Raw genomic sequence first — 20,383 nt, forward strand, 5'->3', positions numbered from 1 at the left:
CAGCACACGGGGAGGCGCGACATGTTCCGAATGGTGTGGGGACAGCTTCGTGGCCGTGCTGGCCGGTCGGTGGCGCTGCTGGTCGGTGTGCTGGTGGCGACCACCGGGTTCGTCGTCCTCACCGGGACCACCACCACCTCCCGGCTGGCGGTGACCGGCGCCGTCGAGCGCGAGACCCGGTCCGCGTACGACATCCTCGTCCGCCCGACAGGGGCGCGTACCGCGCTGGAGGCCGAGCACCGGCTGGTCCGCCCGAACTACCTCTCCGGCATCTACGGCGGCATCACCCTGGAGCAGTACGAGCGGGTGCGGGCGGTCGCCGGGGTGGAGGTGGCCGCCCCGATCGCGATGCTCGGTCACTCGACGTCGCGCGTGCCGATGTCGGTCGACCTCACCGACGCCGTCGACCGCACCCTGGACCGCCAGGTGATCCGGATCGACCGGACGTACGTCGCCGAGCGCGGCCTCTCCACCGCCCCGGGCCGGCCCGAGTACGTGTACGTCACCCGGTACCCGCTGATCTATCCGGTCATCGAGCCGGACACGATGGACTCGGCCCGGTACACCGACGGTCGCGTCTACTCCTGGTCCGACGAGTGCGGGGCGGTCCCCCGCGAGGTCCAGCCGGACGGGACCAGCCGGCCGATCTGCGACCCGCGGAGCGCCGTCGTCGTCGGCAACCCCGGCTGGTCGGAGCGCGAGATCTGGCGGGTGCTCGCCGCTCGCCTGCTGCCCGACGGCCGCTTCGAGGTAACCCACCGCGCGCTCGGCGCGCCCGTCGGCGCCGTGGATACCGGCCCCACCACCGTCGAGCGGCTGGCGCTGGAGGAAACGCTGACCGTGCCGTTCCTGATCGCCGCCGTGGACCCGGACGCCGAGCAGCGCCTGGTCGGCCTGGCCGACGCGGTGGTCGACGGCCGCCCGCTGAACGCGGCGGACACCCTCGCCGACACGTCGGTTCCGGGCTTCGTGCCCGACCGGAGCGTCCCGGCGTTGGTCCCGAGCCGGCCCTTCCTGGACGGCGCGGTGCGCACCCGCCTCACCCGGCTGCCGACGGCCCGCCCGGCGGGGCTGACGCCGGACGTGTTGGACGGGGCGTTGGGGCGGGCCGAGGGGACCCCGGCCGGCAGTGCCGAGATCGACCTCGCCGAGAGCTACCGGGGCATGCTCGCCGCCGGCCTCGGTGACGACGCCTTCGACAGCTGCTGCCGGGGCCAACTCCAGGTGCTCGCCCAGCCGGCCCCGGTGGACTACGAGCGCGCGGCGGACGGCACCCTGCGCATCGCCCGGGTGTCACCGCCCGATCCGGCCATCTTCGGCGACCGGACGGAGATCAGCCTGCTGCCCCGGCCCTGGCTCAGCGACGACACCGGCGCCCGCCGGGTGGGTCGGCTGGTCATCCCCAGCGACGAAGCCCTGCACGACTGGCGGGCGGTGGGCGTGTTCGATCCGGAGCGGCTGACCGGCTTCGGCGAGCTCAGCAAGGTGCCGCTCGAGACGTACGAGCCGCCGACGGCCGAGGGAGCGGACGACCGCAGCCGCGCCGCGCTCGGTGGCGAACCGCTGCTGCCCAGTGGCAACCCGGCGGGCTACCTGTCGGCCCCGCCGCTGGTCCTGACCACCCTGAACAGCGTCCCGAAACTGCTGGAACGGGCGGGCCCGCAGCGTGCTGCCCCGATCAGCGCGATCCGGGTCCGGGTCGCCGGGGTGGACGGCTACAGCGAGCGGTCCGCCGAGCGGGTCCGGCTGATCGCCGAGCAGATCAACCGGGCGACCGGCCTGGACGTCGACATCACCCTGGGTTCCTCCCCGGCCCCGCAGACCGTCACGCTGCCCGCGGGCGAGTTCGGGCGGCCCGAGCTGCGGCTGACCGAGAACTGGTCGGCGCTCGGGGTCGCCTCCACCATCGTGCGGGCGGTGGACCGCAAGAGCGCTGTGCTCTTCCTGCTCGTCCTGGTGGTCTGCGTGCTCTTCCTCGGCAACGCCGTCTCCGCCGCCGTCCGGGACCGCCGCGCCGAGCTGGCCGTGCTGGCCTGCCTCGGCTGGCCGGCCCGCCGGATCGGCGCGCTGATCCTCGGCGAGGTCGCGGTGCTGGGCCTGGTGGCCGGACTGCTCGCCGTCGGTCTTGCGTTCCCGCTGGGCGCCATGCTGGGCGTGGGCGTCGACTGGCGGCGGGCGGCGCTCGCCGTACCGGTGGCGCTGCTGCTCGGCCTGGTCGCCGGCCTGGTGCCGGCGCTGCGGGCCGCCCGCGCCCACCCGGCCGCCGCGCTGCGCCCACCGATCGCCACCGCCCGCTGGGTACGCCGGCCCCGCACCCTGCTCGGCCTGGCCCTGGTCAACCTGGTCCGCACCCCCGGCCGCACCCTGCTCGGCGCCAGCGCCCTCGCCATCGGCGTGGCCGCACTCACCATCGTGGCCGCCATCAGCTACGCCTTCCAGGGCGCGGTCGTCGGCACCCTGCTCGGCGACACCATCGCCCTGACCGTCCGCGGCGCCGACGCCCTCGCCGCCACCGCGACAGTGCTGCTCGGCGCCGCCGCCGTCGCCGACGTGCTCTACCTCAACATCCGCGACCGGGCGAACGAACTGGCCGCCCTGCGCGCCACCGGCTGGACCGACCCCGAACTCGGCCGGCTGATCGGCTACGAAGGCGTACTCCTCGGCGCACTCGGCGCACTCACCGGCGCCGCACTCGGCATGACCGGCGCGGCCTGGCTCGTGGAAGCCATCCCGGGCGCGCTGGTCCTGGTCGCCGGGCTCACGGCGGCGGGCGGCGTGCTGCTCACCGCCACCGCGGCACTGGCACCCGCCACGCTGCTGCACCGCCTACCCACGGCACGACTGCTGGCAGAGGAGTAACACCGCCGGCTCGCGCTCCCGCCGGCCTGTCGGGCGGACCGGTCCGTCAGCCGGCCGCCCGGCTCGGCCCCGTGCCCTCGGCCGGGGCCGCCGCCACCGGGCGGTCGCGCGCCAGCGCGGCAAGCGTCGCGCCACCGTCGGCGAGCAGCGCCGACTCGGCGTCGTCGACGAAGGCGAGGTCGGCCTCGACGTGCCGGCTGGCGGCCGAGAGCAGCAGCCCGACCACCGGGTCCGCCGCCCCCCGGCGCAGCCCGTCCAGGTTGCGCAGCTCCCGCATCAGGTGCCCGCGCTGGTTGGCCAGGACGGACCGCACCGTCTCCGGCGTGCCCGTCCGGGCGGCGGCGGTGACCTTGAGGAAGAAGTCGTCCCGGAAGCCGCCGCTGCGCGGGCTCGGCTCGGACAGCCAGCGGTCCAGCTCGGCCCGGCCGTCGGGGGTGATCTCGTAGACCACCCGGTCGGGTTTGACCGGCTGCGGCTCCCGTGCCGAGACGACCAGGCCGTCGCGGGAGAGCCGGTCCAGGATCTGGTAGAGGTGGCCGATGTTCAGCGGCCCCCACTGCGGGCCGACGGCGGCCTCGAACGCGCCCTTGAGCTGATAGCCGTGACTGGGGCCGTGGGCGAGCAGGGCCAGGACGGCGTGCTGGATCGCCATGTCACCTCCGGGTCGGGTCTTGCATTGTCACAATGTATCGCGCAGAGTGGGGGCAGCACACGGGGAGGCGCGACATGCTCAGCTTCGTCTGGAGGCAGCTTCGCGGCCGTGCGGGGCGGTCGGTGGCCCTGCTGGTCGGGGTCCTGGTGGCGACCACCGGGTTCGTCGTCCTGACCGGGGCCACCACCACCTCCCGTCTGGATGTCACCGGGACCGTCGAGCGGAACACCCGGGCGGCGTACGACATCCTGGTCCGTCCGAAGGGGACGCGCACGCCGCTGGAGGTCGAGCGGCGGCTGGTCCGCCCCAACTACCTCTCCGGCCTCTTCGGCGGCATCACCACCGCCCAGTACGAGCAGGTCCGGGCGGTGACCGGCGTCGACGTGGCAGCACCCATCGCGATGCTCGGCCACTCCACCGCACCGGTGCCGATGTCGTTCGACGTCACCGACGCCGTCGACCGCGGCCTGGACCGGCAGGTGATCCGCGTCGATCCCACCTTCGTCGCCGAACGTGGCCTCTCCACCGCCGGGGCCAAGCCGCGCTACGTGTACGTGACGAAGCACCGCCTCATCTATCCCCGATTCGACGGTGAGCTGTCCGAGCGGGGGACGCCGTACACCGACGGCCGGTCGTACCCGTGGGACATCGTGTGCGGACCCGTGCCGCGGGAGGTGCTCCCCGACGGACGGAGCCGGCCGGTCTGCGACCCCCAGTTCGGCGCCCTCCAGGCCAACCCGGCCACCCTCTCGGAACGGGAACTGTGGAGCCTCGACTCGGTACGGCTGCTGCCGGACGGCCGGTTCGAGGCGGCCAACGGCCTGCTCGCCCCGGGCACCGGCCCCACCACCGCCGACCGGTTGGTGCTGACCTATCAGATGACCGTGCCGTTGCTGATCGCCGCCGTCGACCCGGTCGCCGAGAACCGGCTGGTGGGACTGGACGCCGCGGTGGTCGGCGGTCGGTCGGTCCGGCCCGACGAGCCGGTGACCGAGCAGCGCGGCGGCAGCCAGGTCACCCGTACCGCACCTGCGCTGGTCACCAACCGTCCCTTCTTCGACAGCACGGTGCGCGCCCGGTTCACCCGGCTGCCCACGGCCCGGCCGGCAACCGTGCCGGCCACGGAACTGGAACGAACCCTGGGCCGGGCCAGCGGGATTCCGGCCGGGTCGGCGGAGGTCGAGGCGGGCGCCGCCTATCGGGCCCAGCTGGCGAAGGGGATCGACGGCGACGCCTGCTGCCGCGGCCAGTTCCAGCGGGTGATCCAGGCGGGTCCGGTGACATACCGCGAGCTGCCCGACGGCACCCTGCGCGCTGACGCGGTCCCGCCCGCCGACCCCGAGGTGTACGGCACCCAGTTCACCCACAACTTCCTGCCCCGGCCCTGGCTGGCCGAGGACAACGGCTTCCGGTCGGTGCGGGCCCTCGCCGGAAAGGAGGGTGGCGCGGCCACCCGGTACCACCAGTGGCAGGCCGTCGGGGTCTTCGACCCGGAGAAGCTGGCCGGCTTCAGCGACCTGGGCGGGGTTCCGCTGGAGACGTACGAGCCGCCGCGTGCCGAGGGCGCGGACGACCGCAGTCGGGCCGCACTGGGCGGCCGGCCCCTGGAGCCGAGCGGCAACCCGGCCGGCTACCTGTCGGCGCCGCCGCTGGTGCTCACCAACCTCGCCAGCGTGCCCAAGCTGCTGGAGGGCGGCAACAGCCCGCAACGCACCGCGCCGATCAGCGCGATCCGGGTCCGGGTCGCCGGGGTGGACGGCTACAGCGAGCGGTCCGCCGAGCGGGTCCGGCTGATCGCCGAGCAGATCAACCGGGCGACCGGCCTGGACGTTGACATCACCCTGGGCTCCTCGGCCGCGCCGCAGACGGTGGAGCTGCCGGCCGGTGCGTTCGGCCGCCCGGAGCTGCGGCTCACCGAGAACTGGTCGGCGCTCGGGGTCGCCTCCACCATCGTGCGGGCGGTGGACCGCAAGAGCGCTGTGCTCTTCCTGCTCGTCCTGGTGGTCTGCGTGCTCTTCCTCGGCAACGCCGTCTCCGCCGCCGTCCGGGACCGCCGCGCCGAGCTGGCCGTGCTGGCCTGCCTCGGCTGGCCGGCCCGCCGGATCGGCGCGCTGATCCTCGGCGAGGTCGCGGTGCTCGGCCTGGCCGCCGGGGTGCTGTCGCTCGGGCTCGCCGTGCCGCTCGGTGCCGCGCTCGGCATCGACGTCGACTGGCGGCGGGCGGCGCTCGCCGTACCGGTGGCGCTGCTGCTCGGCCTGGTCGCCGGCCTGGTGCCGGCGCTGCGGGCCGCCCGCGCCCACCCGGCCGCCGCGCTGCGCCCACCGATCGCCACCGCCCGCTGGGTACGCCGGCCCCGCACCCTGCTCGGCCTGGCCCTGGTCAACCTGGTCCGCACCCCCGGCCGCACCCTGCTCGGCGCCAGCGCCCTCGCCATCGGCGTGGCCGCACTCACCATCGTGGCCGCCATCAGCTACGCCTTCCAGGGCGCGGTCGTCGGCACCCTGCTCGGCGACACCATCGCCCTGACCGTCCGCGGCGCCGACGCCCTCGCCGCCACCGCGACAGTGCTGCTCGGCGCCGCCGCCGTCGCCGACGTGCTCTACCTCAACATCCGCGACCGGGCGAACGAACTGGCCGCCCTGCGCGCCACCGGCTGGACCGACCCCGAACTCGGCCGGCTGGTCGGCTACGAGGGGCTGCTGCTCGGCGCACTCGGCGCGCTCGCCGGTGCCGGGCTGGGCGTGGGCGGCGCGGCCTGGCTGGTCGGGGACGTCCCGGGCGCGCTGGTCCTCGTCGCCGGGCTCACAGCGGCGGGCGGCGTGCTGCTCACCGCCACCGCGGCACTGGCACCCGCCACGCTGCTGCACCGCCTACCCACGGCACGACTGCTGGCAGAGGAGTGAGAGCGATGGACGAGAGCACCGCCGGTAGTCGGGTCGAGATCGCCGGGTTGGTGAAACGGTTCGGCGGCGGCGCGGAGCAGATCAGCGCGGTCGACGGGGTCACCCTGGACATCGCCGCCGCCTCGGTGGTGGCCCTGACCGGACCCAGCGGATCGGGCAAGTCGACGCTGCTGCACCTGATCGGCGCGATCGAGCAGGCCGACGAGGGCACCGTCACCGTCGACGGGGTGGACGTGACCGGCCTGCGCCGGGCCGCGCTGTCCCGTTACCGCCAGCGGGTCGGCTTCGTCTTCCAGCGCTACCACCTGCTGCCCGCGCTCACCGTGCTGGACAACGTGGTCGCCCCGGTGCTCCCCCGCCGGGGCCACGCCGAGCACGTGACCCGGGCCCGCGAGCTGCTCGACGCGGTCGGCCTGGCCGGCCGGGAGCGGGCGCTGCCGGCGCAGCTCTCCGGCGGCCAGCAGCAGCGGGTGGCGATCGCCCGGGCGCTGATGGGCGCGCCCGGCCTGCTGCTCGCCGACGAGCCCACCGGCAACCTGGACTCGGCCACCGGTGCGCAGATCCTCGACCTGCTGCTCGGCCTGCGCGACCGGCACGGGATGACGGTCCTGCTGGCCACCCACGAGCGGGCGGTCGCCGCCCGGTGCGACCGGCTGGTCCGGCTCGGCGACGGCCGGGTGGTGGAGGACGTGGACCTCACCGGCGGCGAGGACCCGGCCACCACGTACGCCCGGGCCAGCGGCCTGCGCCTCTGACGCCCGGCCGGCGGCGGCCTCACCGTGGCGCGACCGACGTCCGGGCCGGCCCCGCCGCCCGGCGGGGCCGCGCGGGCGGGTGGGATCAGGCCGGGCTGGCGGTGCGGACCTGGTCGGCGATGCGCTCGGCGATGTCGCGGGCCGTCGCCTCGGTCGCGGCCTCGACCATCACCCGGACCAGCGGCTCGGTGCCGGACGGGCGGAGCAGCACCCGGCCCGTCTCGCCCAGCTCGGCCTCGGCCCGCTCGACCTCGGCCCGGACAGCGGGCGCGGCCGCGCCGACGGTACGGTCGCCGACCGGCACGTTGATCAGTACCTGGGGCAGCCGGGTCACCACCGCGGCCAGGTCGGCCAGCGACTTCCCGGTCGCCGCCATCCGGGACATCAGGTGCAGGCCGGTCAGCACGCCGTCGCCGGTGGTCGCGTACGCGGGCATGACGATGTGCCCGCTCTGCTCGCCGCCGAGCGCCAGCCCGGACGCTCGCAGCTCCTCCAGCACGTACCGGTCGCCGACCTTGGTCTCGACCAGCCGGATGCCCTCCCGGGACATCGCCAGCCGCAGGCCGAGGTTGCTCATCACCGTGGCCACCAGGGTGTCGCCGGTCAGCGTGCCGGCTTCGCGCATGGCCAGCGCCAGGATGGCCATCACCTGGTCGCCGTCGACCTCGTCGCCGTCGGCGGTCACCGCCACGCACCGGTCGGCGTCGCCGTCGTGCGCGATGCCCAGGTGCGCGCCGTGCTCGACCACCGCGGCGCGCAGCGCCTCGATGTGGTTGGAGCCGCACTCGTCGTTGATGTTGAGCCCGTCCGGCTCGGCGTGGATCGCGACCACCTCGGCGCCGGCCTCCCGGTACGCCGCCGGGGCCACCTCGGCGGCCGCGCCGTTGGCGCAGTCGACCACGACCTTGATCCCGTCCAGCCGGTGCGGCACCGTGCCGACCAGGTGCTGCACGTAGTGGTCGGCGCCGTCGAGCAGGTCGTGCACGCGGCCCACCCCGGCGCCGACCGGCCGCTCCCAGGCGGTGGTGGCGTTCGCCTCGACGGCCGCCTCGATCCGCATCTCGATCTCGTCCGGCAGCTTGTGCCCGCCGGCGGCGAAGAGCTTGATCCCGTTGTCGGGCATCGGGTTGTGCGAGGCGGAGAGCATCACCCCGAGGTCGGCCTTGGCCTCCGCGGTGAGGAACGCCACGGCCGGGGTGGGCAGCACGCCGACCCGGACCACGTTCGCCCCGGCGCTGGCCAGGCCGGCCACCACGGCGGCCTCCAGCATCTCGCCGCTGGCCCGGGTGTCCCGGCCGACCACGGCGAGCGGCGGATGGCTCCGGTCCGTCTCGGCGAGCGTGTGGGCGGCCGCGACGGCCACCGCGAGCGCCAACTCGGGAGTGAGATCCGCGTTCGCCCGCCCGCGTACGCCGTCCGTGCCGAACAACCGGCCCATACCCGCCAACCTCCGTGGAAACTGCCGATGAAGGAGAAAAGCGGAACGGCCGGCCCACCTCCCGTCGCGGGGAGGCGGACCGGCCGTCCGTCAGAAGTACAACGTGAAGCTGTTGGTCAGCGCTTCGAGTACTGGGGAGCCTTACGGGCCTTCTTGAGGCCGTACTTCTTGCTCTCCTTGACCCGGGCGTCCCGAGTGAGGAAGCCGGCCTTCTTCAGCGCCGGGCGGTCGTCCGGCTCGCTGACGATCAGCGCCCGGGCGATGGCCAGCCGGAGCGCGCCGGCCTGACCGGTGGTGCCGCCGCCCCGCAGGTTGGCGATGACGTCGAACGCCTCGGCCTTCTCGGCGGTGACCAGCGGGTCCTTGATCAGCTGCTGGTGCACCTTGCTCGGGAAGTACGCCTCCAGGTCCCGGCCGTTGCAGGTGATCTTGCCGGAGCCCGGCACGATGCGGACCCGGACGATGGCCTCCTTGCGGCGACCCACGGTCTGGATCGGCCGGTCACCACGAGGCGCGCGGGCGACGGGCGCCGGCGCCTCGGTGGCCTCGGGGGCAACCTCGGTGGCGGTGATGTCGGTCATGCTGTTTCCTTCGCCCGCGCTCACTGCGCGATCTGCTTGATCTCGAACGGCACCGGCTGCTGCGCGCCGTGCGGGTGCTCGGCACCGGCGTAGACCTTCAGCTTCTTGATCAGCTTACGGCCGAGCTTGTTGTGCGGGAGCATCCCCTTGACGGCCAGCTCGATGGCCCGCTCGGGACGCTTGGTCAGCAGCTCGTCGTAGCCGACCTGCTTCAGGCCACCCGGGTAGCCGGAGTGGCGGTAGGCGATCTTCTGCTGCCGCTTGTTGCCGGTCAGCGCGACCTTGCCCGCGTTCACGATGACGACGAAGTCGCCCGTGTCGACGTGCGGCGCGAAAGTCGGCTTGTGCTTACCACGCAGCAACGTGGCGGCGTGGGTGGCCAGGCGGCCCAGCACGACATCAGAGGCGTCGATGACGTGCCACTGACGCTCGATCTCACCCGGCTTCGGGCTGTACGTACGCACAGGTCTACCTTGTCTCGTCGTCGGTCTGGGGTCGCGCGCCGAGGTGACCAGCGCGCACGAACGACCAAGCGTACCTCAGGGGCACGCCGCTGGATGTCGTACAACAGCAGGCAACGATACCCGGCGCCCGGTGGGCAGGTCAAAACGGGGTGCCGCCCCCGCGTGGCCCGCTCGCCCACCCATGGTAGAGGTCACACCCCGGCCAGCCGCCGGGGCCCCGGCCGCAGGTAGACCAGCCAGGTCAGGGCGACGCAGACCGCGTACGCGGCGATGAAGGCGAGGTACGCGGCGTCCGCGCTGCCCTGGCTGAGGAAGGACTGCCGGAAGGCGACGTTGACCAGCAGCCCGCCGGAGGCGCCGACCGCGCCGGCGATCCCGATCAGCGCCCCGGTCATGCGGGCCGACCAGCGCTGCGCCCCGGCCGGGTCGCGCCGCCCGGCGTCGACCGCGGCGACCGCCCGGGCCCGGAAGATCGCCGGGATCATCTTGTAGGTCGAGCCGTTGCCGATCCCGGAGAAGACGAACAGGGCCAGGAAGCCGGTCAGGTAGAGCCCGAACGAGCGCTCCCGCGAGGCGTACAGCACCAGGGCGGCGCCGGCGGCCATCGCCACGAAGTTCCAGAACGTCACCCGGGCCCCGCCGAGCCGGTCGGCGAGGTGGCCGCCGACCGGCCGGATCAGCGAGCCGATCAGCGGGCCGAGGAAGGTCAGCCAGGCCGCGTCCACCGGGGTCGGGAAGCGGTCGGCGAACTGGAGCTGGAGCACCTGGCCGAAGGCGAAGCCGAAGCCGATGAACGAGCCGAAGGTCCCGATGTACAGCAGCGACATGACCCAGGTGTGCGGGTCGCGGGCCGCCGCGCGCAGCGCGCCGGGCTCGTTGCGGGCCCCGGAGACGTTGTCCAGCCAGCGCGCCGCCGCGAGCGCGGCCAGCACGATCAGCGGCAGGTAGACCGCCGGGACCAGCCGGGGGTACGCGGCGCCCGCGGTGGCCAGCACCGCCAGCCCGACCAGCTGCACCGCCGGCACCCCGAGGTTCCCACCGCCGGCGTTGAGCCCGAGCGCCCGGCCCTTGAGCCGCTGCGGGAAGAACTGGTTGATGTTCGCCATCGAGGAGGCGAAGTTGCCGCCGCCGACGCCGGTCAGGCAGGCCAGCACCATCAGCGTGGAGTACGGGACACCGGGTTCGAGCAGCACGGTCATCGGCACCGCCGGCAGGAGCAGCAGCAGCGCGCTGACGATCGTCCAGTTCCGCCCGCCGAACCGGGCCACCGCCAGCGTGTACGGCAGCCGCAGCACCGCGCCCAGCGCCGCCGGTACGGCGGTGAGCAGGAACTTCCCGGCCGGGTCGATGCCGTACTCCGGGCCGAGGAAGAGCACCGTCACCGACCAGAGGCTCCACACCGAGAAGCCGACGTGCTCGGCGAAGATCGAGACCCACAGGTTCCGCCGGGCGATCCGGGCCCCGGTCGTCCGCCAGAATTCGGGGTCCTCCGGGCGCCAGTCGTCGATCCGGTGCCGCCGCCCGGCGCCGGCCGGGGTGGCCTCGGCCCGGGGTGTGGTGGGTGCCAGGGTGCTCACGGCGCTTCCTCCTCGTCGATTGACCTGGAGGAACGCTAGGAACCCGGGATTACCCGGCGGTGCCCGTCGCGGGTCGGGCCGGAAACGGAGATCGCACGTCCGGCCCGGGCCGCCGGTGAGCTGTCAGAGCTGTCAGAGCTGTCAGAGCTGTTGCAGGATCCGCAGCGCCCGGCCGACCCGCTGCATGGTCTCGGTGTCGGCGACGTCGACGCACTCGGTGAACCACTTCTTCATCGGCGAGGAGAGCCGGTCGGGCATCACCACGAAGCCGCCCATCGGCACCGCCAGGGGCGAGTCACGCAGCAGCGACTCCTCGACCACCTCGGCGACGATCACGATGGGCACGTCGGTGGAGTTGTAGACGTCGGAGCTGATCACCAGACCGAACCGCTCGCGGGCGCCGGAGATGCGCCAGACCTCGCCCCTACGCAGCACTCGGACGCCCGCCGAAGAGCGCGTCGTCGACCATGCCCACCTCGCGGGCGTCGGCCAGGGCGGCGGACTCCAAATCCAGCCCGGCCCGGCCGACGGCGGCGGCGTGCGCGGTGAAGACCTCGCGCAGCGCCTTCTCCCGGGCCGCCTGGTCCATCCACGCGGAGAGCGAGAGGCCCTCGCGCTTGGCGAACCGGCGGGCCTCCTCGATCGTCTCGTCGGAGAACGACAGGGTCACCTTGGCTGTCATGCCGGCCAGACTACCCAGCGGTATGACCCGTAGTCATCCCAGCTGGGGTACCGATTCGCGCCGGCCGCCGAAGACGGCAAACCGCCACTGCTTGAAGAAGCAGTCCACGTCCACCAGGCCCGCCTCGGCCAGCCAGCCGCACTGGTCGGCCACCGGCGCCGGCCGGTCGTAGGCCATCCGACCGAGCGCGGCGTCGATCTCGGCCGGGTCGGAGCCGAGCTCGGCGACCCGCGCCAGCCACACCTCGTGGTAGCGCCGGTCCAGTTCCGGGGTCGGCCCGGCGACCTGTTCGGCGTTGACGAGCACGCCACCGGGAGTGAGCACCCGGGCCGCGCGGGCGTAGAGGTGGCGCTTGCCGGCGTCGTCGAGGTGGTGGATGGCCAGCGCGCTGACCACCGCGTCGTACCGCCCGTCGGGCAGCGGGTCGGTCAGGTCGGCGCGCACCGTCCGGTGCGGCACGCCCCGGGCGCGCAGGTGGTCGGCGGCGACGGCGAGCATCGCCGGGGCGGCGTCGACCAGGGTCACCCGGACGCCGGGGACGGCGGCGGTGAGCAGCAGCGAGAGCAGTCCGGTGCCGGCGCCCAGGTCGAGCACCTCGGGCGTACGCCCCGCCGCCAGGGCCGCCCGCAGCGGTGGCGCGGCCACCTCGACAGCGGTGCCGTAGAAGTCGTCGAAGCAGGGCACCAGGCGCCGGCGGGCCTCGTCGTAGCTGCCCGCCACCGCGTCGAAGGCGTCCGCGACGCTCATCCATGCCTCCCAAAATATAGGATTTTCGTCTCACATCATAGACGCTGCGGTCCGGCCCGTCACTCCCGTGCGGTGTGAGCCGCTCTTGACAGGACCGAAACAAACGGGACCCGGCCCGGAAACCGCCCGCCGGCACGCTTTGCCGACATGACAGACGGTGCGCGGTCGGCGACTGGGCGGGGGTCAGCGCCCCGGGAGGTGGCGACGCACTGCCCGTACTGCGCCCTCCAGTGCGGGATGACGCTGCGCGAGGAGGCCGGCCGGGTGACGGTGCTGCCCCGGCAGTTCCCCACCAACCGCGGCGGCCTGTGCCAGAAGGGCTGGACCGCCGCCGAGCTGCTCGACCACCCCGAACGGCTGACCACGCCGCTGCTGCGCGACCCCGGCACCGGCGAACTGCGCCCGGCGAGCTGGGAAGCCGCGCTGGACCGGATCGTCACCGGCATCCGCGCCGTCCAGCGTGGACACGGCCCGGACGCGGTAGCCGTCTTCGGCGGCGGCGGGCTCACCAACGAGAAGGCGTACGCGCTGGGCAAGTTCGCCCGGGTGGCGCTGCGTACCCGGCACATCGACTACAACGGCCGGTTCTGCATGTCCTCGGCGGCGGCCGCCGGGCTGCGCGCCTTCGGCGTCGACCGGGGCCTGCCGTTCCCGCTGGCCGACCTCGGGCGGGCCGACACGCTGCTGCTGGTCGGGGCGAACCCGGCGGAGACCATGCCCCCGCTGGTGCGCTGGCTGACCGAGCAGCGCGAACGGGGCGGCCGGCTGATCGTGGTCGACCCCCGGGTCACCGCCACCGCCCGGCTGGCCGACCTGCACCTGCAACCGCTGCCCGGCACCGACCTGGCGGTGGCCAACGCGCTGCTGCACATCGCGCTCACCGAGGGCTGGGTCGACCGGGCGTACGTCGACACCCGCACCACCGGCTTCCCGGCCGTCCGGCGCAGCGTGGCGGGCTGGTGGCCGGCCCGCGCCGAGGCGCTGTCCGGGGTGCCGGTGGCCGACCTGGAGGCGACCGCCCGGGCGCTGGGCACCGCCGAGCGGGCCGTCATCCTCACCGCGCGCGGCGCCGAGCAGCACGCCAAGGGCGTGGACACGGTCACCGGCTTCGTGAACCTGGCGCTCGCCCTCGGCCTGCCCGGCCGGCCCGGCTCCGGCTACGGCTGCCTCACCGGCCAGGGCAACGGACAGGGCGGACGGGAGCACGGGCAGAAGGCCGACCAGCTCCCCGGCTACCGGCGGATCGACGACCCGGCGGCCCGGGAGCACGTCGCCGGGGTGTGGGGGGTGCCGGCCGGCGAGCTGCCCGGGCCGGGCGTGCCGGCGTACCGGTTGCTGGACTCGCTGGGCACCCCGGCCGGTCCGAAGGCGCTGCTGGTCTTCGGCTCCAACCCGGTGGTCTCCGCGCCCCGCGCCGCCCGGGTCGAGCGCCGGCTGCGCGACCTCGACCTGCTGGTGGTGGCCGACTTCCTGCTCTCCGAGACGGCCGCGCTGGCCGACGTGGTGCTGCCCACCGCCCAGTGGGCCGAGGAGGACGGCACCATGACCAACCTGGAGGGTCGGGTGCTGCGCCGCCGGGCGCTGCGCGAACCGCCCCCGGGCGTCCGTACCGACCTGGCCGTGCTGGCCGACCTCGCGGCCCGGCTCGCCACCCCCGGCGAGGACGGCGGCGGTGGCGGGGCCGGGGCGGCCAGCGGCGCGGCGGCGCGCTTCCCGACCGACCCGCGGACCGTCTTCGCCGAGCTGCGGCGGGCCTCCGCCGGCGGACCCGCCGACTACGCCGGGGTCAGCTGGGAGCGGATCGACGCCGCCGACGGGGTCTGGTGGCCCTGCCCGGACGAGGACGGCCCGGACACCCCCCGCCTCTTCGCCGACCGGTTCGCCACCCCGGACGGGCGGGCCCGGTTCCACCCGGTCGAGCACCGGCCGGCGGCCGAGGAGGTCTGCCCGGAGTACCCGCTGTACTTCACCACCGGCCGGGTGCTCGCCCAGTACCAGTCCGGCACCCAGACCCGGCGGGTGGCGGCGCTGCGCCGGGCCGCCCCGAGCGCCTTCGTCGAGCTGCATCCCGACCTGGCCGACCGGCTCGGGGTGACCGACGGCGAGCCGGTCCGGGTGGTCTCCCGCCGGGGCGAGCTGCGGGCGCCGGCCCGGCTCAGCCCCGGCATCCGGCCGGACACCGTCTTCGCCCCGTTCCACTGGGGCGGCGCCGGGCGGGCCAACTCGGTCACCAACGACGCGGTGGACCCGGTCTCGGGGATGCCGGAATTCAAGATCTGCGCCGTACGGGTGGAGAGGGTGGAACCGTGACCGACCGGGTGGTGATCGTCGGCAACGGGATGGCCGGGGCGCGGCTCGCCAGCGAGCTGCACGCCCGGGGCGGGGACCGCAAGGTCACCGTGCTCGGCGCTGAGCCGCACCGGGCGTACAACCGGATCATGCTGTCCACCCTGCTCGCCGGGAAGGTCGGCGAGCCGGACGTGGAGCTGGCCGAGGTCGCCGGCCAGGGCGTCGACCTGCGCACCGGGGTGACCGTGACGGCCGTCGACCGGACGGCGCGCACGGTGCACACCGCCGACGGCGACCGGATTGGCTACGACCACCTGGTGCTGGCCACCGGCAGCCGGGCCATCGTGCCGCCGCTGCCCGGGCTGGACGGCGACCGGCTGCCCCCGCGGGTGGCCGCGTTCCGCACCCTGGACGACTGCCGGCGGATCCTCGCCGCGGCCCGCGGCGCACGCCGCGCCCTGGTGCTCGGCGGCGGGCTGCTCGGCCTGGAGGCGGCCCGCGGGCTCGCCGCCCGGGGGCTCGACGTCGGCGTGGTGCACCCGGTGCCGTACCTGATGGAGCGGCAGCTCGACCCGGCCGGCGCGGCGGTGCTCGCCGACACGCTCGCCGGCCTCGGCGTGACCACCCACCTTGCGGTGGCCGCCACCGGGCTGGCGGCGGACGCCGACGGGGTGGCGCTGACGCTGGCCGACGGCCGGACGCTCACCGCCGACCTGCTGGTGCTCTCCTGCGGCGTACGCCCCGACACCGCGCTCGCCGCGGCGGCCGGGCTGGCCGTGGAACGCGGCGTGCTGGTGGACGACCGGCTGCGCACCAGCGACCGGCGGATCTCCGCGATCGGCGACTGCGCCCAGCACGACGGCACGCTGACCGGGCTGGTCGCGCCGGCCTGGGCGCAGGCCCGGGTGGTGGCGCAGGTGCTCACCGGGGAGGACCGGCTGGCCCGCTACCGGCCCCGGCCGGTGGTGACCCGGCTCAAGGCCGCCGGCATCGACCTGGCCGCGATGGGCGAGCCGGAGGGCGGCGAGGCTGGTGAGGAGCTGACCTTCGCCGACCCGGCCCGCGGCACGTACGCCCGGTTGCGGATCCGCGACGAGCGGCTGACCGGCGCGATCCTGCTCGGCGACAACCCGGCGGTCGGCACGGTGATCCAGCTCTTCGACCGGGGGCAGCCGGTGCCGGCCGACCGGCGGTCCCTGCTGCTCGGCCGGGCCTTCGGCGCACCCGCCGCGGCGCCGGCCGCCTCCCCGGCGTTGATGCCGGACGCGGCGACCGTGTGCCAGTGCAACAACGTCAGCAAGGGCGCGCTGGTGAGCTGCTGGCGCTCCGGGGCCCGGACGGCCGACGCGGTGGTGGCGGCCACCCGCGCCGGCACCGGCTGCGGCGGCTGCCGGGACGCGGTCACCGGCATCGTCGACTGGCTCTCCGAAGTGGACTCAGTGGAGGTGGCGCGATGAGCGAGCGAACCAGCCGGCTCGGTGCGACGGTGCCGCGGGACGGCAGGCTGGTCGTGGTCGGCAACGGCATGGTCGGGCAGCGCTTCGTCGACGCGCTGCGGGCCCGGGACCCGCAGGGGCGGTGGCGGGTGACGGTGCTCGCCGAGGAGCGCCGCCCGGCGTACGACCGGGTGCGGCTCTCGGCGTTCTTCGACGGGGTGGGCGCCGACGAGCTCGACCTGCACACCCCGCACCCCGGGGTCGAGCTGCGTCTCGGCGAGCCGGCCACCGCGATCGACCGGGACCGGCGGGTGGTCACCACCGCGGCCGGCGAGTACCCGTACGACGTGCTGGTGCTGGCCACCGGGTCGTCCGCCTTCGTGCCGCCGGTCGACGGCGCGGCGCTGCCCGGGGTCTTCGTCTACCGCACCCTGGACGACCTGGAGGCGATCCGCGAGCACGCCCGCGGCCGGCGCACCGGCGCGGTGATCGGTGGTGGCCTGCTCGGGCTGGAGGCGGCGAACGCGCTGCGCCTGCTCGGCCTGGCCACCAGCGTTGTCGAGTTCGCGCCCCGGCTGATGCCGGTGCAGGTCGACACGGCCGGCGGGGCGATGCTCCGCCGTTACGTCGACGAGCTGGGCGTGGCCACCCACCTCGGCACCGCCACCACCGCGATCCGCTCCGGCCCCGACGGCACGGTCGCCGGCCTGGAGCTGGCCGACGGCGGCAGCGTCGACGCCGACCTGGTGGTCGTGGCGGCCGGCATCCGCCCCCGCGACGAGCTGGCCCGGGCGGCCGGCCTGCCGCTCGGCCCGCGCGGCGGGGTGCTGGTCGACGGCACCTGCCGCACTGCCGACGAGCGGATCTGGGCGGTCGGCGAGTGCGCGGCGGTGGACGGCACCTGCCACGGCCTGGTCGCCCCCGGCTACGCGATGGCCGAGGTGGTGGCCGACCGGCTGGTCGGCGGCGCGGCCACCTTCCCCGGCGCGGACACCGCCACCAAGCTCAAGCTGCTCGGCGTCGACGTCGCCTCGTTCGGCGACGCGCACGGCACCACCCCCGGCTGCCTGGACGTGACGTTCACCGACCCGGCCACCCGGGTCTACGCCAAGCTGGTCCTCTCCGACGACGCGAAGACCCTGCTCGGCGGGGTGCTGGTGGGCGACGCGAGCGCCTACCCGACGCTGCGGGCCAGCGTCGGCGGGCCGCTGCCGGCTCCCCCGCTGGCGCTGCTCGCCCCCGAGGGCGCGGCGGGCGCGGGGGCCGGCACGCTGCCCGCCGGCGCCCAGGTCTGCTCGTGCAACGCGGTCACCCGGGCCGACATCGACGACGCGATCGCCGGCGGCTGCGCGGACGTGCCGGCGCTCAAGGCGTGCACCCGGGCCGGCACCAGCTGCGGCTCCTGCGTGCCGATGCTCAAGCAGCTGCTGGGCGCGGCCGGGGTGAAGCAGTCGACGGCGCTCTGCGAGCACTTCGACGCCAGCCGGCAGGAGCTGTTCGACATCATCCGGGTCCGCGGCATCCGCACCTTCTCCCGGCTGGTCGCCGAGCACGGCCGGGGTCGCGGCTGCGACATCTGCAAGCCGGTGGTCGCCTCGATCCTCGCCTCGCTCGGCAGCGGGCACGTGCTCGACGGCGAGCAGGCGTCGTTGCAGGACACCAACGACCACTTCCTGGCCAACCTGCAACGCGACGGCAGCTACTCGGTGGTGCCGCGGATCCCGGGCGGCGAGATCACCCCGGAGAAGCTCATCGTGATCGGCGAGGTGGCCCGGGACTTCCGGCTCTACACGAAGATCACCGGCGGGCAGCGGATCGACCTGTTCGGCGCCCGGGTCGAGCAACTGCCGCGGATCTGGCGGCGGCTGGTGGACGCCGGCTTCGAGTCCGGGCACGCGTACGGCAAGGCGCTGCGGACGGTGAAGTCCTGCGTCGGATCCACCTGGTGCCGGTACGGGGTGCAGGACTCGGTCGGGCTGGCCATCGCGCTGGAGCTGCGCTACCGGGGACTGCGCGCCCCACACAAGATCAAGTCAGCGGTCTCCGGCTGCGCCCGGGAGTGCGCCGAGGCCCGCAGCAAGGACTTCGGCATCATCGCCACGGAGACCGGCTGGAACCTCTACGTCGGCGGCAACGGCGGCTTCCGGCCCCGGCACGCCGACCTGTTCGCCACCGACCTGTCCACCGAGGCGCTGACCACGCTGATCGACCGGTTCCTCATGTACTACATCCGCACCGCCGACCGGCTGCAACGCACCGCCGCCTGGATCGAGGCGATGGACGGCGGCCTGGACCACCTGCGCTCGGTGATCGTGGACGACTCGCTCGGCCTCTGCGCCGAACTGGACGCCGCGATGGCCCGGCACGTCGAGTCCTACTCGGACGAGTGGCGCGACGTGCTCGACGACCCGGACCGGCTGCGCCGGTTCACCTCCTTCGTCAACGCTCCCGACGTGCCCGACCCGTCCATCAGCTTCACCCTCGAACGCGGCCAGCCGGTGCCGGCCGGCGGACCGCCGCCGGCCGCCCGGCAGCCGGTCGCGCTGGGACTGCCGGAGGTGCGCCGATGACCACGATGCTGCTGAGCTGGATCCCGGTCTGCCCGCTGGACCGGCTGGAACCGGACCGGGGCGTCGCCGCGCTGGTCGACGGCGTGCAGGTGGCGCTCTTCCGCACCGCCGGCGAACTGTTCGCGGTGGACAACCTCGACCCGGTCGGCGGGGCGTACGTGCTCTCCCGGGGGATCGTGGGCAGCCGGGGCGGGGTGCCGACCGTCGCCTCGCCGCTGCACAAGCAGGTCTACGACCTGCGTACCGGGGCCTGCCTCGACCTGCCGGGGGTGTCCGTGCCGCGGCACGACGTGCGGTGCCGGGCCGGCGTGGTCGAGGTGCGGCTGCGACAGGAGGGGTGAATGCGCGACGAACTGGCCGGCTTCACCATCGGGGTGACCGCCGACCGGCGGCGGGACGAACTGGCCGCGCTGCTGCAACGGCGGGGGGCCCGGGTGGTGCTCGCCCCGGCCCTGCGGATCGTGCCGCTGGCCGACGACACCGAACTGCGCGAGGCCACCCGGGCCTGCCTGGACCGGCCGCCGGACATCGTAATGGCGAACACCGGCATCGGGATGCGCGGCTGGCTGGAGGCGGCCGAGGGCTGGGGGCTGGCCGAGCCGCTGCGCTCGGTGCTCGCCGAGGCGTACGTGGTGGCCCGGGGGCCGAAGGCACGCGGGGCGATCCGCGCCGCCGGCCTGCACGACCAGTGGTCACCGGCCTCGGAGAGCTGCGACGAGGTGGTCGACCACCTGCGCCGGCGCGGCGTGGCCGGGCAGGTGATCGCCATGCAGCTGCACGGCGAGCGGCAGCCGGAGTGCACCCTCGCCCTGGAGGCGGCCGGGGCCACGGTGATCGAGGTGCCGGTCTACCGGTGGGCGCCGCCCACCGACCCGGCCCCGCTGCACCGGCTGATCGACCTGGTCGCCGCGCGGCTGGTCGACGCGGTCACCTTCACCTCGGCCCCGGCGGCGGAGGCGCTGCTGCGCGCCGCCGGCGACCGCACCGAGGCGGTGCTGGCGGCGTTCCGCAGCGACGTGCTGGCCAGCTGCGTCGGGTCGGTGACCGCGGAGCCGCTGCTGCGCCGGGGGGTGCCGGTGAGTGCGCCCGGTCGGGCCCGGCTGGGCGCGCTGGTGCGGACCATCGTCGACGAGCTGCCCCGCCGGACGGTCAGCCTGAAGGCGGCCGGCCACCTGCTCACCCTGCGCGGGCACGCCGCCGTGGTCGACGGCGAACTGCGCCCGCTGGCGCCCGCCCCGATGGCGGTGCTGCGGGCGCTGGCGCACTCCCCCGGCCGGGTGCTGTCCCGCACCGCGCTGCTGCGCACGCTGCCCCGCGGCGCGGACGAGCACGCCGTGGAGATGGCGGTGGCCCGGCTCCGTGCCGGCCTGCGCGCTCCCCGCGTCGTGCAGACCGTCGTCAAGCGCGGCTACCGGCTCCGCGTCGACTAG

General features: G+C 75.0%; 16 protein-coding genes. 8 read left to right on the forward strand and 8 right to left on the reverse strand.

What is annotated here, in order from left to right; translation table 11 throughout:
* The first annotated feature begins 21 nt into the window (after positions 1-21).
* Entirely contained in the window at positions 22-2,859 is a 2,838-nt protein-coding gene (locus Q3W71_RS12705) for an FtsX-like permease family protein (protein WP_302919481.1), read from the forward strand.
* 46 nt (positions 2,860-2,905) lie between these two features.
* On the opposite strand, the gene Q3W71_RS12710 is transcribed toward Q3W71_RS12705, so the two are convergent.
* Positions 2,906-3,511, reverse strand: coding sequence for a PadR family transcriptional regulator (locus tag Q3W71_RS12710; RefSeq protein ID WP_302919482.1), 606 nt, complete (start codon positions 3,509-3,511; stop codon positions 2,906-2,908).
* 74 nt (positions 3,512-3,585) lie between these two features.
* Between Q3W71_RS12710 and Q3W71_RS12715 the strand changes: the two genes are divergently transcribed.
* The gene (locus tag Q3W71_RS12715) at positions 3,586-6,414 is read left to right on the forward strand and encodes an FtsX-like permease family protein (RefSeq protein WP_302919483.1); all 2,829 of its coding nucleotides are present in this window, start codon (positions 3,586-3,588) and stop codon (positions 6,412-6,414) included.
* Positions 6,415-6,419: 5 nt separating this feature from the next.
* Complete coding sequence (locus tag Q3W71_RS12720; RefSeq protein WP_302919484.1) at positions 6,420-7,169, forward strand: ABC transporter ATP-binding protein; 750 nt, start codon at positions 6,420-6,422, stop codon at positions 7,167-7,169.
* 85 nt (positions 7,170-7,254) lie between these two features.
* Here the strand turns inward: Q3W71_RS12720 and glmM are convergent, their stop codons facing one another.
* The 7 genes from glmM to Q3W71_RS12755 form a co-directional block, all read right to left on the reverse strand.
* A complete protein-coding gene (glmM, locus tag Q3W71_RS12725; protein ID WP_302919485.1) occupies positions 7,255-8,607 on the reverse strand; it encodes a phosphoglucosamine mutase in 1,353 nt (450 codons plus the stop codon).
* 116 nt (positions 8,608-8,723) lie between these two features.
* Positions 8,724-9,188, reverse strand: coding sequence for a 30S ribosomal protein S9 (rpsI, locus tag Q3W71_RS12730; protein ID WP_030501567.1), 465 nt, complete (start codon positions 9,186-9,188; stop codon positions 8,724-8,726).
* A gap of 20 nt (positions 9,189-9,208) precedes the next feature.
* Positions 9,209-9,652: a 50S ribosomal protein L13 gene (gene rplM / locus Q3W71_RS12735; protein ID WP_018720634.1), complete on the reverse strand. Its 444-nt coding sequence runs from the start codon at positions 9,650-9,652 to the stop codon at positions 9,209-9,211.
* Between the two features lie 191 nt (positions 9,653-9,843).
* Positions 9,844-11,229, reverse strand: coding sequence for an MFS transporter (locus Q3W71_RS12740; RefSeq protein ID WP_302919486.1), 1,386 nt, complete (start codon positions 11,227-11,229; stop codon positions 9,844-9,846).
* A gap of 141 nt (positions 11,230-11,370) precedes the next feature.
* Positions 11,371-11,664 (reverse strand): type II toxin-antitoxin system PemK/MazF family toxin, encoded by a 294-nt coding sequence (locus Q3W71_RS12745; protein WP_088991920.1) that lies wholly within the window; start codon positions 11,662-11,664, stop codon positions 11,371-11,373.
* Positions 11,654-11,911, reverse strand: coding sequence for a DUF6364 family protein (locus Q3W71_RS12750; RefSeq protein ID WP_302919487.1), 258 nt, complete (start codon positions 11,909-11,911; stop codon positions 11,654-11,656). The genes Q3W71_RS12745 and Q3W71_RS12750 overlap by 11 nt, the downstream gene beginning before the upstream one ends.
* 33 nt (positions 11,912-11,944) lie before the next feature.
* Positions 11,945-12,658: a methyltransferase domain-containing protein gene (locus tag Q3W71_RS12755; RefSeq protein WP_302919488.1), complete on the reverse strand. Its 714-nt coding sequence runs from the start codon at positions 12,656-12,658 to the stop codon at positions 11,945-11,947.
* 147 nt (positions 12,659-12,805) lie between these two features.
* Between Q3W71_RS12755 and Q3W71_RS12760 the strand changes: the two genes are divergently transcribed.
* The 5 genes from Q3W71_RS12760 to Q3W71_RS12780 are packed head-to-tail and all read left to right on the forward strand — an operon-like array spanning position 12,806 to position 20,383.
* Positions 12,806-14,968: a molybdopterin oxidoreductase family protein gene (locus Q3W71_RS12760; RefSeq protein WP_302919489.1), complete on the forward strand. Its 2,163-nt coding sequence runs from the start codon at positions 12,806-12,808 to the stop codon at positions 14,966-14,968.
* Entirely contained in the window at positions 14,965-16,404 is a 1,440-nt protein-coding gene (locus Q3W71_RS12765) for an FAD-dependent oxidoreductase (protein WP_302919490.1), read from the forward strand. Before Q3W71_RS12760 ends, Q3W71_RS12765 begins: the two co-directional genes overlap by 4 nt.
* Complete coding sequence (nirB, locus tag Q3W71_RS12770) at positions 16,401-18,953, forward strand: nitrite reductase large subunit NirB (protein ID WP_302919491.1); 2,553 nt, start codon at positions 16,401-16,403, stop codon at positions 18,951-18,953. The genes Q3W71_RS12765 and nirB overlap by 4 nt, the downstream gene beginning before the upstream one ends.
* On the forward strand, positions 18,950-19,294 hold the full coding sequence (gene nirD / locus Q3W71_RS12775) for a nitrite reductase small subunit NirD (protein ID WP_302919492.1): 345 nt from the start codon (positions 18,950-18,952) through the stop codon (positions 19,292-19,294). Before nirB ends, nirD begins: the two co-directional genes overlap by 4 nt.
* Positions 19,295-20,383 (forward strand): uroporphyrinogen-III synthase, encoded by a 1,089-nt coding sequence (locus tag Q3W71_RS12780; RefSeq protein ID WP_302919493.1) that lies wholly within the window; start codon positions 19,295-19,297, stop codon positions 20,381-20,383. It abuts the gene before it with no gap.

The organism is Micromonospora sp. C28SCA-DRY-2, assembly GCF_030519475.1.
GTDB lineage: Bacteria > Actinomycetota > Actinomycetes > Mycobacteriales > Micromonosporaceae > Micromonospora.